This window comes from Falsibacillus pallidus, from assembly GCF_050990905.1.
GTDB lineage: Bacteria > Bacillota > Bacilli > Bacillales > DSM-25281 > Falsibacillus > Falsibacillus pallidus_A.
The window spans coordinates 1,719,944-1,734,387 of sequence record NZ_CP158866.1; the positions used below are offsets into that span (position 1 = coordinate 1,719,944).

Annotated in this window: 14 protein-coding genes; 13 read left to right on the top strand and 1 reads right to left on the bottom strand. The window is 44.7% G+C overall.

Annotated features, from left to right (window positions below; genetic code table 11):
* Nucleotides 1-33 precede the first annotated feature (33 nt).
* The gene (locus tag ABTV07_RS09035; protein WP_433750248.1) at nt 34-495 is read right to left on the bottom strand and encodes a MarR family winged helix-turn-helix transcriptional regulator; all 462 of its coding nucleotides are present in this window, start codon (nt 493-495) and stop codon (nt 34-36) included.
* Between the two features lie 115 nt (nt 496-610).
* On the opposite strand from ABTV07_RS09035, the gene ABTV07_RS09040 reads away from it, so the two are divergent.
* The 13 genes from ABTV07_RS09040 to ABTV07_RS09100 all read left to right on the top strand — a co-directional run bounded on the left by ABTV07_RS09040 (nt 611) and on the right by ABTV07_RS09100 (nt 14,316).
* The gene (locus ABTV07_RS09040; RefSeq protein WP_433750250.1) at nt 611-1,066 is read left to right on the top strand and encodes a CBS domain-containing protein; all 456 of its coding nucleotides are present in this window, start codon (nt 611-613) and stop codon (nt 1,064-1,066) included.
* A gap of 33 nt (nt 1,067-1,099) precedes the next feature.
* Nucleotides 1,100-2,329, top strand: coding sequence for an MFS transporter (locus ABTV07_RS09045; RefSeq protein WP_433750253.1), 1,230 nt, complete (start codon nt 1,100-1,102; stop codon nt 2,327-2,329).
* Between the two features lie 335 nt (nt 2,330-2,664).
* A complete protein-coding gene (locus ABTV07_RS09050; RefSeq protein ID WP_433750255.1) occupies nt 2,665-3,489 on the top strand; it encodes a M55 family metallopeptidase in 825 nt (274 codons plus the stop codon).
* A gap of 11 nt (nt 3,490-3,500) precedes the next feature.
* A complete protein-coding gene (locus ABTV07_RS09055; protein ID WP_433750258.1) occupies nt 3,501-4,430 on the top strand; it encodes an ABC transporter permease in 930 nt (309 codons plus the stop codon).
* The gene (locus ABTV07_RS09060) at nt 4,430-5,383 is read left to right on the top strand and encodes an ABC transporter permease (protein WP_433750259.1); all 954 of its coding nucleotides are present in this window, start codon (nt 4,430-4,432) and stop codon (nt 5,381-5,383) included. Before ABTV07_RS09055 ends, ABTV07_RS09060 begins: the two co-directional genes overlap by 1 nt.
* Nucleotides 5,384-5,388: 5 nt before the next feature.
* Nucleotides 5,389-6,387, top strand: coding sequence for an ABC transporter ATP-binding protein (locus ABTV07_RS09065; protein WP_433750262.1), 999 nt, complete (start codon nt 5,389-5,391; stop codon nt 6,385-6,387).
* A 39-nt stretch (nt 6,388-6,426) separates the two neighbouring features.
* The gene (locus ABTV07_RS09070; protein ID WP_433750264.1) at nt 6,427-8,049 is read left to right on the top strand and encodes a peptide ABC transporter substrate-binding protein; all 1,623 of its coding nucleotides are present in this window, start codon (nt 6,427-6,429) and stop codon (nt 8,047-8,049) included.
* Between the two features lie 125 nt (nt 8,050-8,174).
* Nucleotides 8,175-9,098, top strand: coding sequence for a S66 peptidase family protein (locus ABTV07_RS09075; protein WP_433750267.1), 924 nt, complete (start codon nt 8,175-8,177; stop codon nt 9,096-9,098).
* A 13-nt stretch (nt 9,099-9,111) separates the two neighbouring features.
* Nucleotides 9,112-10,221: a dipeptide epimerase gene (locus tag ABTV07_RS09080; protein WP_433750270.1), complete on the top strand. Its 1,110-nt coding sequence runs from the start codon at nt 9,112-9,114 to the stop codon at nt 10,219-10,221.
* Nucleotides 10,205-11,140: an NlpC/P60 family protein gene (locus ABTV07_RS09085; RefSeq protein ID WP_433750272.1), complete on the top strand. Its 936-nt coding sequence runs from the start codon at nt 10,205-10,207 to the stop codon at nt 11,138-11,140. Before ABTV07_RS09080 ends, ABTV07_RS09085 begins: the two co-directional genes overlap by 17 nt.
* On the top strand, nt 11,137-12,147 hold the full coding sequence (locus ABTV07_RS09090) for an ABC transporter ATP-binding protein (RefSeq protein WP_433750275.1): 1,011 nt from the start codon (nt 11,137-11,139) through the stop codon (nt 12,145-12,147). The genes ABTV07_RS09085 and ABTV07_RS09090 overlap by 4 nt, the downstream gene beginning before the upstream one ends.
* Nucleotides 12,116-12,928, top strand: a complete 813-nt coding sequence (locus ABTV07_RS09095) for a serine hydrolase (protein WP_433750278.1) — start codon at nt 12,116-12,118, stop codon at nt 12,926-12,928. The genes ABTV07_RS09090 and ABTV07_RS09095 overlap by 32 nt, the downstream gene beginning before the upstream one ends.
* 236 nt (nt 12,929-13,164) lie before the next feature.
* The gene (locus ABTV07_RS09100) at nt 13,165-14,316 is read left to right on the top strand and encodes a M20 family metallopeptidase (RefSeq protein WP_433750281.1); all 1,152 of its coding nucleotides are present in this window, start codon (nt 13,165-13,167) and stop codon (nt 14,314-14,316) included.
* The last annotated feature ends 128 nt before the right edge of the window (nt 14,317-14,444 follow it).

A 14,444-nucleotide genomic window follows, 5' to 3' on the forward strand; every position in this document is an offset into this window, starting at 1 on the left:
AATACCTAAAGCAAAAAGATTTGAGAAAAGAGCCTAGCTGAATGCCTTATTGAATTTTTTCAGCATCTTGCCGAATTGCTCGGATTCTTCCTCATTCCATTCATTCATGATGTTTTTTAAGCTGTTGATGCGCTTCGTTTTGTAAGCATTGAACTCCTGCCTTCCGATTTCTGTGATCTGGTAGTTATATGATCTTCCATCAGAAGGGTTAGGAACTTTGGAGACGTAGCCTTTTGCTTCAAGTGCAGCTGCCTGCCGGCTGACTGTGGAGATATCCAAGTGGAATTGTTCAGCCAGGGCTTTAACCCCTGCCGATCCTCCAAATTCGAGTTCATATAGTAAAAGAAAACCTGAACGATCCAAGTTGCCGCCATTTCGATTCGGGGATACAGATGTGACGTATCTTACCAGGATGGCAAGCTCATGCTGTATTAACTCTAATGAATCTTCTTTCATATTACCTTCACCTCGCACATTTCTTCCTTTACTCATCATAACTTTCACCACCTATTTGTCAAACAAAGGTATTGACCGATCTCTCATTTAATTGTATCATACAATTATAATTAAGTTGCATCATACAATTAGTTTTTTGAAGGGGAGGATTTTAATGCTTGCTCAAGAGATTATGAATACCCATGTTTATAAAGTGAAAGAGGATGCCACAATCCGTAAGGTCATCGAAGCGTTTCTTGAATATCGAATCAGCGGACTGCCTGTTGTAAATAATAAAAACGAAATAGTCGGATATATCAGCGACGGCGACATTATGCAGTATATCGGAAAACACGAAGATATCATCATTGATTCCATTTTCCATGTAGATGTGGTGAAAGGGGACGATGAAGGATTTGAGGAAAGGCTTCAAAGCATCCTTGAATTGAATGTCATGGAAATGGCCAAGAAACATGTAGTCAAGATTTCTTGGGATGAAGAAGTAGAGGAAGTTGCGGCTATCCTGGGCAAAAAACAAATCAAGAAGCTTCCTGTAGAGAAAAATGGAGTCCTTGTTGGAATCATCAGCCGTGGGGACGTTATCAGACATACATTTAGAAGAATCCTTTAATATTTTTTGAAAATAGATCGGAGAGGTGTTTTTATGAGTACGTTAACAAAGAAAGCAGCACCAGTGCAGCCTTCATTGAATGCTGAACCTGGTTTGCTGCAGCAGCCAAAGGCCGTGTGGGCGGTCTTTTTCGCTTGTATCATTGCATTTATGGGGCTTGGCCTGGTGGATCCGATTCTACCTGCCATTGCAGAGCAGTTGGATGCGAGTCAAAGTGAAGTGACGCTGCTATTTACCAGCTATAATGCTGTCATGGCTATAGCAATGCTTGTTACTGGCGCCATTTCATCGAGAATCGGGATTAAATGGACATTATTATGCGGAATCGTTATTATTGCTATTTTTTCAGCGGTAGGCGGAGCATCCAACGGAATTTGGGCGCTGGTTGGTCTTCGTGGAGGCTGGGGCCTTGGAAATGCACTGTTTGTGGCAACAGCGCTTGCTGCGATTGTTTCCCTTTCAAACAGCGGCACGGCTAAAGCAATCATTTTATATGAAGCAGCAATCGGCCTTGGGATTTCAGTAGGTCCGCTTCTTGGGGGCTGGCTGGGAGCCATGTCCTGGAGAGGGCCATTCCTTGGAGTAGCGTGCTTGATGGTCATCGCGTTCTTAGGTCTGACTATTTTAATGCCAAAAGCGACAGAGACTGGGAAAGTGGCAAAAGCCAAAACATCGCTTGCAGATCCTTTCCGTGCATTGAAGCATCGTTCACTTTTAGTGTTCGGGATTGCAGCAGCGCTTTATAACTTTGGATTCTTTACATTGCTTGCATATGCTCCATTCGTGATGGGACTGAAAGAGCATGGACTTGGATTTGTATTCTTAGGCTGGGGAATCCTGCTCGCTATTACGTCTGTTTTCATGGCGCCTAAGCTTCAGGCAAGATTCGGAGCAATTAAATCCATGTGTACAATGTTATTCCTTTTTGCCATTCTTCTCATTTGTATGGGTGTCTGGACGTCTACTCAATGGGTCGTCATCACTGCTGTCATCCTTGCAGGAGCGGTTCTTGGGAACAATAACACATTGATTACGACTGCAGTCATGAATGCTGCCCCTGTGGAACGCTCTACAGCATCTGCTGCATATAGCTTCCTTCGTTTCATCGGAGGGGCGATTGCGCCTTACACAGCGGGGAGACTTGCGGAGATCTTCAATCCGCAGGTGCCATTTATCGTAGGTGCATTCTTTGTTCTCGTATCAGTGGTCTTTATTTGGGGAAATAAAAAGCATCTGAAGCATGTAGATCATGCCGGGCATTAATCTGAATAGATAGGTTATGGAGGGAATCGACCAACAAGTCGATTCCCTTTTTTATTTTTTACCCAAACAAATGCTCATAATTATACAATTTTTAGTTCAATTCAATGCATAGCGGGAATATATTTGAAATAAAATGCCTAAAAAAGCTTTCCAAAACTGAAATTATTTTTCAGTCACTATGATATCTTAAAAGCCTATTAAACTAGGATTTTCAAGGGGTTTTCCAAAAAATAGTTACATAGTCACCTATGAAACTTTGCCGAATTGGATTGAAAATTATTGTATTATAATTTATAATTTTAAGAAAATTATAAAATGGAAAAAGGGGGAATTCCATGAAATTATATGTTTCAGTGGATATGGAAGGGATTACAGGATTGGTCGACCATACCCATGTAGACTCGGGAAAACATAACTATGAGAGAAGCCGGGTGATCATGACGGAGGAAGCAAATCATGTCATTTCATCTGCTTTCGAAAGTGGCTGTGAGGAAGTGGTAGTCAACGACAGTCATTCAAAAATGAATAATTTATTGATTGAAAATCTTCATCCTGATACGCAGTTGATCACAGGTGATGTAAAACCATTTTCTATGGTCCAGGGGTTGGATGATACTTACACTGGAGCTGCTTTTGTCGGATATCATGCAAGAGCTGGACAGCCAGGGGTCATGACGCATTCCATGATCTATGGTGCGAGGAATATGTACATAAATGATACAGCTATCGGTGAACTTGGCTTCAATGCATATGTAGCGGGATACTTTGGAGTTCCGGTACTATTGGTTGCGGGCGATGATCAGGCGGCAGCAGAAGCGGAAGCATTGATTCCGAATGTCACGACGGCAATCGTTAAGGAAGCCATATCAAGATCGGCAGCAAAATCACTTACACCTGCAAAAGCAGGAGAGCTTCTCCGCAGGAAGACAGAAGAGGCTTTAAAAAACAGTGAAAATGTGAAACCGCTTACTCCGCCGGAAAACCCGGTGCTTCGCATCGAATTTACAAACTACGGTGAAGCGGAATGGGCGAATTTGATGCCTGGAACAGAAATCGAAGAAGGAACGACCATTGTCCGTTATCAGGCGAAAAATATTCTTGAAGCCTATCAAGCTATGCTGGTAATGACGGAATTAGCAATGAGAACCACCTTCTGTTAGGAAGTGTTCAGATGATTACATACTTATTAAAACGATTCGCTGCGATGATCATAACGCTGTGGCTTATCATTACAATGACATTCTTCTTGATGCATTCGATACCGGGCTCGCCGTTCAATGAAGAGCGGAATACAAGTGAGGCGGTACAGCAGAATTTAATTTCCTTTTACCATCTAGACGACCCGCTGCCCCTTCAATACGTGAACTATTTGAAATCGGTTGTGATGCTTGATTTCGGACCTTCCATCAAAAAAGGCGAATCAGTCAATACCCTGATTGGAAGAGGATTCCCCGTTTCATTTGAATTAGGGATGGATACGCTGATTGTCGCGATTATTTCCGGCATCATTCTTGGCGTAATTGCGGCTTTAAGGCATAACGGCATCATCGATTATTTGGCCATGACGATTGCAGTTCTCGGGATATCGATACCAAACTTTGTCATGGCGACGCTCTTGATTCAGGAAGTAGCAGTGAACTGGGGAATCCTGCCTGTTGCGACCTGGACGAGTTGGAGGCATATGATTTTGCCGATTTTGGCCCTGGCAACAGGTCCAATGGCGATCATTGCCCGATTGACACGGTCCAGCATGCTTGAAGTGCTGACCCAGGATTATATCAAAACGGCTAAAGCCAAGGGATTGTCCCCGGTCAAGATTGTCATCAAGCACGCCCTGAGGAATGCAATGCTTCCGATTGTCACGATCTTAGGGTCCATGACTGCAGGAATCCTTACAGGGACATTTGTCATTGAAAAGATATTCGCAATCCCGGGGATGGGGAAATACTTCGTTGACAGCATCAATACGAGGGATTATCCCGTCATCATGGGTACGACCGTTTTTTATAGTGCGATTCTGATCTTTATGCTCTTCTTAGTCGACATGGCTTATGGAGTACTCGATCCGAGAATCAAACTGTCAAGCAAGGAGGGAAGATAATGGAGCTTCGTAAACAACATGAACCGAATATTGCGCCGAACATTCCTGATGAATGGTTCACGCGGAAACAAAAAGACTCTGATGAAGCAGAAGCTGTTGTCCGACCAAGCCTTTCTTATTGGCAGGATGCATGGAGAAGACTGATCAAAAATAAATTGGCGATGTTTGGGCTTATCTGTTTAGCCATTTTGGCTGTCATGGCAGTCATCGGGCCATGGATTTCCCCACATTCCGTTACGAAGCAGAATTTTATGGAGCAAAATCTTGGACCATCCGGGGATCATTGGTTTGGTACCGATGATTTAGGACGCGACGTGTTCGCCCGTACTTGGTATGGCGCACGCATCTCCTTATTCGTTGGACTTGTTGCGGCACTCATCGACTTTTTAGTAGGTGTCGTCTATGGCGGGATTGCCGGATACAAGGGCGGGCGCACAGACAACTTGATGATGCGATTTGTCGAGATCCTTTATGGATTGCCTTATTTGCTAGTCGTCATCTTAATCAGCGTTGTCATGGGACCAAGCCTTTCTACGATCATCCTTGCCTTATCCATTACCGGTTGGGTTGGAATGGCGAGAATTGTACGCGGACAAGTGCTTCAAATTAAAAACTATGAATTCGTCCTTGCATCAAAAACGTTCGGGACGAAAACAAAAAGAATCATCCGTAAAAATCTGCTTCCAAATACAATGGGGCCGATTATTGTTCAAATGACGCTGACTGTACCATCGGCCATTTTTGCCGAAGCATTCCTTAGCTTTTTAGGGATAGGGATTCAGCCGCCATTCGCAAGCTGGGGCTCGATGGCCAATGATGGTTTATCTGCGATTTTGACCGGCCAATGGTGGAGATTGTTCTTCCCGGCATTTTTCATCTCGTTGACGATGTTTTCTTTCAACGTACTTGGTGATGGGCTGCAGGATGCGCTTGATCCAAAGTTAAGGAGGTAGCGAGCATGGAAAATATACTGGAAGTCAATAACCTCCATGTCACATTTAAAACGTATGGAGGGGAAGTTAAAGCCGTACGGGGTGTCACTTTTGACTTGAAAAAGGGAGAGACTCTTGCCATCGTCGGTGAGTCAGGCTGCGGGAAAAGTGTCACCTCCCAAAGCATCATGAGGCTCATTCCGAATCCGCCGGGAAGAATTGCAGAAGGTTCCATTCTATTTAAAGGAAATGATTTAACTAAAATACAGGAATCCGAAATGAGGAAAATCAGGGGAAAGGATATCTCGATGATTTTCCAGGATCCGATGACAGCGTTGAACCCAACGTTGACAGTAGGGGATCAAATCATGGAAGGGATCATTCAGCATGAAAAGAATTCAAGGGCTGAAGCAAAGAAAAAAGCGCTTGATATGCTGAAGCTTGTGGGCATTCCCAGTCCTGAAGCGCGCTTGAAGCAATACCCACACCAGTTCAGCGGTGGTATGCGCCAGAGGATCGTCATCGCCATGGCTCTTGTCTGCGATCCGGAAATACTGATTGCCGATGAACCAACGACAGCCCTGGACGTAACGATTCAGGCTCAAATCCTTGATTTATTTAAAGAGATTCAAGATAAAACAGGTGTTTCGATCATCCTGATTACTCATGACCTCGGTGTTGTAGCTCAGGTCGCTGACCGAATTGCGGTCATGTATGCAGGAAAAATCGTTGAGGCTGGCACTAGAAGGGAAATCTTCTACAAGCCTCAGCATCCATACACAAAAGGATTGTTAAATTCGGTGCCTCGCCTGGATCTTGATGGAGGAGACCTGATTCCGATTCCCGGATCGCCTCCTGATTTGTTTGCACCGCCAGAGGGGTGTGCATTCGCTGCACGTTGCCCTTATGCCATGGAAGTGTGCGACAGGGCTTATCCATTCAAGACCCATTTGTCCAGCGAACATGAGGTCGATTGCTGGCTCCAGGATGAGAGGGCTCAAAAATTATTGGCAGCTATGAAATAGAAAAATAGATGCAAATTTTATTGAATGAGGGGGAAAAACATGAAGAAAAAGATTTTCGGGGTTTTGTCGACAGCTGTATTGATGTTCGGCCTCGCTGCTTGTACCGCAAACGATGATGCAAACAGCGAACCGAAGGGCGGCAAGGATTCCAAGACAGAAAAAGTATTGTACTTGAACAATGGCCAGGAGCCGACTTCTTTCGATCCGCCAATCGGATTCGATTCAGTTTCATGGAGTGCCTTGAATAACCTGATGGAAGGTTTGACCCGCTTAGGGAAAAGCAACGACCCAGAGCCAGCAACTGCTGAAAAATGGGATGTATCAGAAGATGGTAAGACATACACATTCCATATCCGCAAAGATGCAAAATGGTCTAACGGCGATGATGTCACTGCAGGTGATTTTGTTTTCGCTTGGAAGAGATTATTAGACCCTAATACGGGTTCTCCAGCTTCATTCTTAGGCTACTTCATTGAAGGCGGGGAGGCATACAATAACGGTGAAGGTTCTGCAGATGCTGTAGGTGTAAAAGCTGTGGACGACAAGACATTTGAAGTCAAGCTTACAAGCCCTCAAGCGTACTTCTTGAATGTCATTGCCAACCCTGCATTCTTCCCGATCGACGAAAAAGTGGCAAAAGACAATCCGAAATGGTTTGCAGAAGCTGACTCTTTCGTTGGAAATGGTCCTTTCAAATTGACAAAATGGGATCATGACAGCCGCATCGTCATGGAGAAAAATGATAAGTACTGGGATGCCGATACTGTCAAGTTGGATAAAGTCGATTGGGCTATGATCGATGACACAAATACAGAATATCAAATGTTCAAAACAGGCAAATTGGATACTTCCGATGTACCTGCAGATTTGAGTGAACAGCTGTTCAAAGATGGAAGCGTCAAGGTTGAAGACCAAGCGGGTCTTTATTTCTACCGCTTTAACGTCAACATGGAGCCTTTCAATAATGAAAAAGTCCGCAAAGCTTTTGCAATGGCAATCGACCAGAAAAAAATTGTCGACTATGTAACAAAAAATCAAGAAAAACCAGCTTATGGATTTGTATCTTATGGATTTAATGATGCAAATGGTAAGGATTTCCGCGAAACAAATGGCGATTTAGTCAAGACAGATGTTGATAAAGCGAAAGAATTGCTTGCTGAAGGAATGAAAGAAGAAGGATGGGATAAGCTTCCTGAAGTCACTTTGACTTACAGCACAAGTGATTCCCATAAGAAAATCGCAGAAGCGCTTCAAGGAATGCTGAAAGAAAACCTTGGGGTGGATATCAAGCTTCAAAACGTTGAATACAGTGTTTTTGCAGCGGATCAAAAAGCATTGAAATATCAATTCTCAAGAAGCTCATTCTTAGCTGACTACGGTGATCCAGTCAACTTCCTGGAAAGCTTTGTAACTGATTCATCCATGAACCGTACGGGATGGTCAAATTCTGAATTTGATTCTCTGATCAAAGCAGCAAAAAGTGAAAAAGATGAAAACAAACGCTTCGAAGATCTATATCAAGCTGAAAAAGTCCTTTTCGAAGGCATGCCGATTGTACCGCTTTACTTCTATAACCAAGTGTACCTTCAAAACGATAAGGTTTCCGGAATTGTACGCCATCCGGTTGGATACATCGAATTGAAATGGGCTGACAAGAAGTAATTTTCAGCGTGAATCATAGACTTAGCCAGCCAAGGGGTGTTCAGATGAACATCCCTTGCATTTATTAACATATACATATAAGATGCACCACGTTATTGAAAGTCCTTAATTTGAAAGGAGAATAAATGATGAAACCTCAGCGCCTCAAAAAAGGAGATACCATCGGAGTCATTTCCCCTGCTTCTTCCCCAAATCAAGAAAACCTTACAAGAGCGATAGAAAAATTACAAAACATGTATGGTGTGAAAGTCAAACTCGGAAAAAGCGCTTTAAATACATATGGATACTTAGCCGGAAGTGATCTTGAGAGATTGGAAGACTTGCATGACATGTTTGAGGATAAGGAAGTGAAAGGCATAATTTGTGCCTGCGGCGGTTATGGGACTGGCCGGATTGCCTCTATATTGAATTATGAGTTGATCAAGGAGAATCCTAAAGTATTTTGGGGTTATTCAGATATTACATTCCTCCATACTTCCATCAGACAAATTACCGGACTTACCACTTTTCATGGTCCTATGCTTGGATCTGATTTGGGCGAGGAAGATGCACATGAAGATTCATGGAAATCCTTGCAGCAGTTATTTGAGCCAGCTGCATTCACTTATACAGAAGAACTTTCTCCATTGGAAACATTGCATGGCGGAAAAGGAGAAGGGATTTTGACTGGAGGCAACCTCTGTCTCATGGTGAGTACGCTTGGCACCGCATTTGAAATCAATACGAAAGATAAGATTATATTGATTGAGGATATCCATGAAGAGCCGCGTTCAGTGGACAGAATGCTGAATCAGCTCTATATGACAGGGAAATTGCAGGAAGCTTCAGGGCTTGTCTTTGGCGATTTTAAGGACTGCGGACCCGGGGATAGGAAGCTGTCGCTGGAATTGGATGAAGTTCTTGACCATTATGCAAGGCTGGCGAAAGTTCCTGCAGTGAAAGGGTTCCAAATCGGGCATTGCAATCCGCACTATGCCGTTCCATTAGGGGTAAAAGCCACTCTTGACGCATCCAATAAAATACTTGCCGTAGACAGCGGCATCGAGTGAAGGATGATGAATGATGATTATACAGAATATTGAAACTTTCCGCGCGGCAGTCCCGTTGACTAAACCATTTAAAACCGCACTGCGGACGGTACATACGGCTGAGGCCATCGTCGTGAAGATGGAGTGCAGTGGAGGCGTTGTCGGATGGGGAGAAGCACCACCGACTGTTGTCATTACTGGGGACAGCCTCTCAAGTATCGAGGCAGCCATCAATACAGTGATTAAACCGTTTTTAGTAAATAAGAACCTCCTGAACTATGAAATTCTATTTCAAGGCATTCATACGATTCTTGTTGGGAATTCAAGTGCGAAAGCAGCAGTGGATATGGCAATGTATGACTGTATTGCTCAATATTGCAAAGTGCCTTTGTATCAATTCCTTGGCGGGGCAAAAGATGCATTGGAAACGGATTTCACTGTCAGCGTCAATGATCCGGAAGAGATGGGAGAGGACGCAGCGGGCTATGTGGAAAATGGCTTTAATGTCCTGAAAGTCAAAGTCGGCAAAGATGAGGCAATAATGGATATTGATAGAATCGTAGAAATACGAAATCGAGTGGGGAAAGAGGTTAAAATCCGGCTGGATGCCAATCAGGGGTGGACGCCAAAAGAAGCCATCCGAGCTATACGAAAAATGGAGGATATGGGCCTGGACATCGAATTAGTCGAACAGCCTGTTAAAGCAGATGATATTGAAGGATTGAAGCAGGTAACGGATCAAGTTGATACGTTGATCATGGCAGATGAAAGTGTTTTCTCTCCTAAGCAGGCTTTCGAAGTGTTGAAAACTCGAAGCGCTGATTTGATCAATATTAAGCTAATGAAAGCAGGCGGGATCTACCGCGCTCAGACCATCAATGCCATGGCTGAAGTGTGCGGAGTGGAGTGCATGGTCGGAAGCATGATTGAAACAAGGCTTGGAATCACGGCTGCTGCCCATTTCGCTGCTAGCAAGAAAAACATCACACGATTTGACTTTGATGCTCCACTGATGCTCGCGAAGGACATTGTGGAAGGCGGAATCCGCTACAAAGGACGCCATATTACTTTTCCGACATCAACGGGATTAGGCATTTCAAATGTACATATTGAAGGAGGGGCTACTATTGGAAATCCAGTATAAATGGCTGACGAGCGTGTCAGCAGCGACGGTTTGGACAAAACACGATTCCAGCAGGGAGATGGATCAAGGGGCGATCACAAATCCAGTTCTGTTGGATGAGTGGATTGGATCCATGACGTATGAAACACTCCTTGACCTATGCGAAGGGAACCGCGTTCAGACACAGCTTTTATTTGGCGAAGAAGTACTTGTTCTTGATGAAAAAGATGGATGGGCACAAGTGATCGCAGTCGACCAGCCATCATCCAAAGACGAACGCGGCTATCCGGGATGGGTCCCGCTGGCTCAGTTAGAAAAAGTGGTCGATTGGGATGTGCAGGATTGTTCATGGGCTGTCGTCTTTTCGAAAAAAGCGGACCTTCTCAATGAAGAAGGAGAAGTGAAGCTGACTTTGAGCTTCCAAACCCGCCTGCCAGTCCTTGAAGAGGACAATGGAAAAGTGAAAGTGAAGACGCCGATTGGAACTGGCTACCTTGATTCAAAAGACGTTGCCATCTATCCTTCCATTGAGGCGGTCCCGATTGGAAACGGAGAAGCAATTGTAAAATATGGAGAACAGTTTTTGGGACTCCCTTATTTGTGGGGCGGCATGAGCAGTTATGGATACGACTGTTCAGGATTCAGCTACAATATGTGTAAAGCAAACGGAGTCATCATTCCCCGCGATGCACACGATCAAGCTGCTTCTGGGGAAAAAGTCGCGCTCGACGAAATCCAGCGTGGAGATTTGCTTTTCTTTGCCTATGAAGAAGGGAAAGGGAGCCTCCATCATGTCGGAATCTACTATGGGGACGGGAAGCTTCTCCATTCGCCAAAGACAGGAAGAACGATTGAAATCCTCGATATGAAGGGGACAATCTATGAAAAAGAGCTATGCGCAGCAAGCCGCTACTGGAAGGGAACAGGTGACGCATCATGACCAATCAGACATTGCTCGAAGTAAAAGGGTTAAAGAAACATTTCAATCTTGGAAAAAAGCAAATTCTCAAAGCGGTGGATGGAATTTCTTTTAAAATCAACCGCGGTGAAACATTTGGAATCGTTGGAGAGTCCGGCTGTGGAAAATCCACTGCTGGGCGGACCATCATCGGACTCTATGATTCTACGGAAGGCGATGTGGTCTTTGACGGGAAGAACGTTCATGAGATGAATGAAAGAGAGCGTTTTGATTTCCATAAGCAGATGCAGATGATTTTTCAAGATCCCTATGCATCATTGAATCCCCGTTCCACTGTATCCGAAATCATCTCGGAGCCCATGGAGGTCCATGGGATGTACAAGAATAAGAGGGAAAGACTCGAGAGGGTGTATCAGCTCTTAGAAGATGTCGGACTGAACAGGGACCACGCGAACCGCTATCCACACGAGTTCAGTGGGGGGCAGAGGCAGCGGATCGGGATTGCACGTGCGTTGGCATTGAATCCTGAATTCATCATTGCGGATGAGCCGATTTCTGCTTTGGATGTATCTGTACAGGCACAGGTCGTGAATCTCTTGAAGCAGCTGCAGAGGGAAAAGGGCCTTACTTATTTATTCATTGCCCATGATCTTTCAATGGTCAAACAGATCAGCGACCGCATCGCCGTCATGTATCTCGGGCATATCGTCGAGTTGACTAACAGCAAAATGTTATATAATAATCCACTTCATCCTTATACTCAGGCACTGCTTTCCGCCATCCCGATTCCAGATCCGGATGTGGAAGATAAACGGGAGCGGATCATCTTAAAAGGTGAACTTCCAAGCCCGATCAATCCACCGAGTGGATGTGTCTTCAGGACGCGCTGCGCACATGCAATGGACGCCTGTGCATCTGTTAAACCGGAGTGGCAGGAAATCGAACCGAATCATTTTGTTGCATGCCATCTATACAATAAGAAGGTGACTGGTGATCATGACTTCTCTCAAGTCGCTGCAAGCAAATAATATGCTCAGGTTAAGAGATGAAATCACACAGCTTGCTGCCGCATGCCCAGGCAGGATCGGCGTGGCAATCGAAACGCATGAAGGAAGGATTCTATTGAATGAAATGGACACATTTCCTTCAGCGAGTCTGATTAAGCTTCCCATTCTCATCGAATGCTTCAGACAAGTGGAAGCAGGAAAGATGCTTTTGGACCAGTCTGTCGATCTTTCTGCATTGAAACGGGTCGGTGGCGCGGGTGTGCTGCCAGCCTTATCAGATTCCGTAAAACTGACAGTTAAGGATTTTATGACTTTGATGATCATTGTTTCCGATAACACGGCTACCAACTTCTTAATCGATCTGGGTGGGGAGAAGGAAATCAATGACTGCATCCAGACGCTTCAGCTGAAGCAGACCTCACTCGGCAGAAGGATGATGGACTTCGAGGCAATAAAAAATGGAAAGAACAATTATACGAGTCCTGAGGACATCCTCCATGTTTTGAAAGAGATTGATAGAGGAAAGCTTTTACAGGCAAACAGCAGGGATTACATCCTCCAAATCATGAAACAGCAGCAATTTGTGGACAAGCTTCCTGCATTGATGGATACAGAGATTGTTTCTTCGGCAAATAAAACAGGTGAGCTGGACGGAGTTGAGCATGACTGCGGCATCTTTACATATGGCGAGAAAACCGTTTATGCGTCTGTTTTGATCGATGGACTTTATGATAAAGAACTTGGCAGAAAAACAATCAGCAGAATAGGCAAAGCGATCTTTGACTATTTAATAAAACACTAAGTAAAATTTCTTTTGGTTTTTAAATGCAATATAGCTGTTGATTGGAGTGCAAGACGAAGACTCCGGTGGGAAAAGCGGGGTAGGCGAGACCCCGCAGGAGCGCAGCGACGAGGAGGCTTGCCGCCGCCCTCGGAAAGCGAAGTCTTGAACGGAAATCAACAGCAGTGTTTAACTTAGATTAATAAAATAATGAGTGGAATCCTTCCCTGGAGTGTGATGGGAAGGATTTTTCTACAATGGAAAGGGAAATGGACATGAACGAACTTGTGGCATTTTTAAAAGATAAAGAGTTAAGCATGCTGAATGATTTAAGAGAATTAGTCGAAATCGAATCGCCATCAACAAACAAACATTTAACCAATCGGGCAGGGGATTGGATTCAACGGAACTTCATGCACTTGACCGGCGGATTGACCGAAGTGATTGCCGTGGAAGACTACGGAAATCATATCCGTGCCCAGTGGGGAGAAGGTGACGGACAGCTTTTGATCTTGGCCCACTTTGATACGGTATGGCCTGAAGGGACTCTTTCACGCATGCCATTCAGGCTCGACGACGGGAAGGTTTATGGACCGGGTACCTTTGACATGAAAGGCGGCATCATCCAGGGGCTATACGCCCTTCATGCACTGCGTCAATTAGGGATAAAATTAAACAAAAAAGTCGTTTGGCTTTTTACCAGCGATGAGGAAATCGGCAGTCCATCATCTGAGAAACTGATTGAGAAAGAAGCAGCGAAAAGTGAGCGGGTATTCGTGTTGGAGCCATCCATGGATGGAGCCTTGAAGACATCCCGAAAAGGAGTGGGAATGTTTAAAATGAAAGTGGAAGGGATCCCTGCCCATTCCGGGGTCGATCCAGAGAAAGGCGTCAGCGCAATTGAAGAAATGGCTCATCAAATCCTCTATCTCCACAGTTTGACGGATTTATCGATTGGAACGACGGTGAACGTCGGGACAGTCCACGGCGGCACTACTGGTAACGTCATGGCAGCGGAGGCAATCGCAGACATCGACCTTCGAGTTAAATCGAAGAAGGAATTTGACAGGCTCCTTCCGTTGATTCAGCAATTGACGCCGGTCAATCCTAAAGCGAAGATCACAGTTGAAGGGGGCATCAACAGGCCGACGTTTGAACGGACAAAAGATACCGAAGAGATGTATTTGACTGCTAAAAAAATTGCTGAGGAACAGCTCGGGTTTACCCTTGAAGAACGGGAAACAGGTGGGGGCAGCGATGGGAACTTCACCGCACCGCTTGCCCCTACATTGGATGGATTGGGTCCTGTAGGTGACGGCGCCCACGCCGAACATGAACATCTCATCTGGCATGAGATGCCGATCAGAAGCGCGCTATTGGCCATGCTCCTGATTGCATACGGCAAGTAGGATAAGGGGCTGAAAGTAGGAAAAGTCAGGAAGGAGATTGCCATTTTTCTTGATAGAATAGGTATGTTGTGCGATAGTTTTTTTCTTCCAATTAAGGAATAATGATAGTCATACTGCAGAAAAAGGAT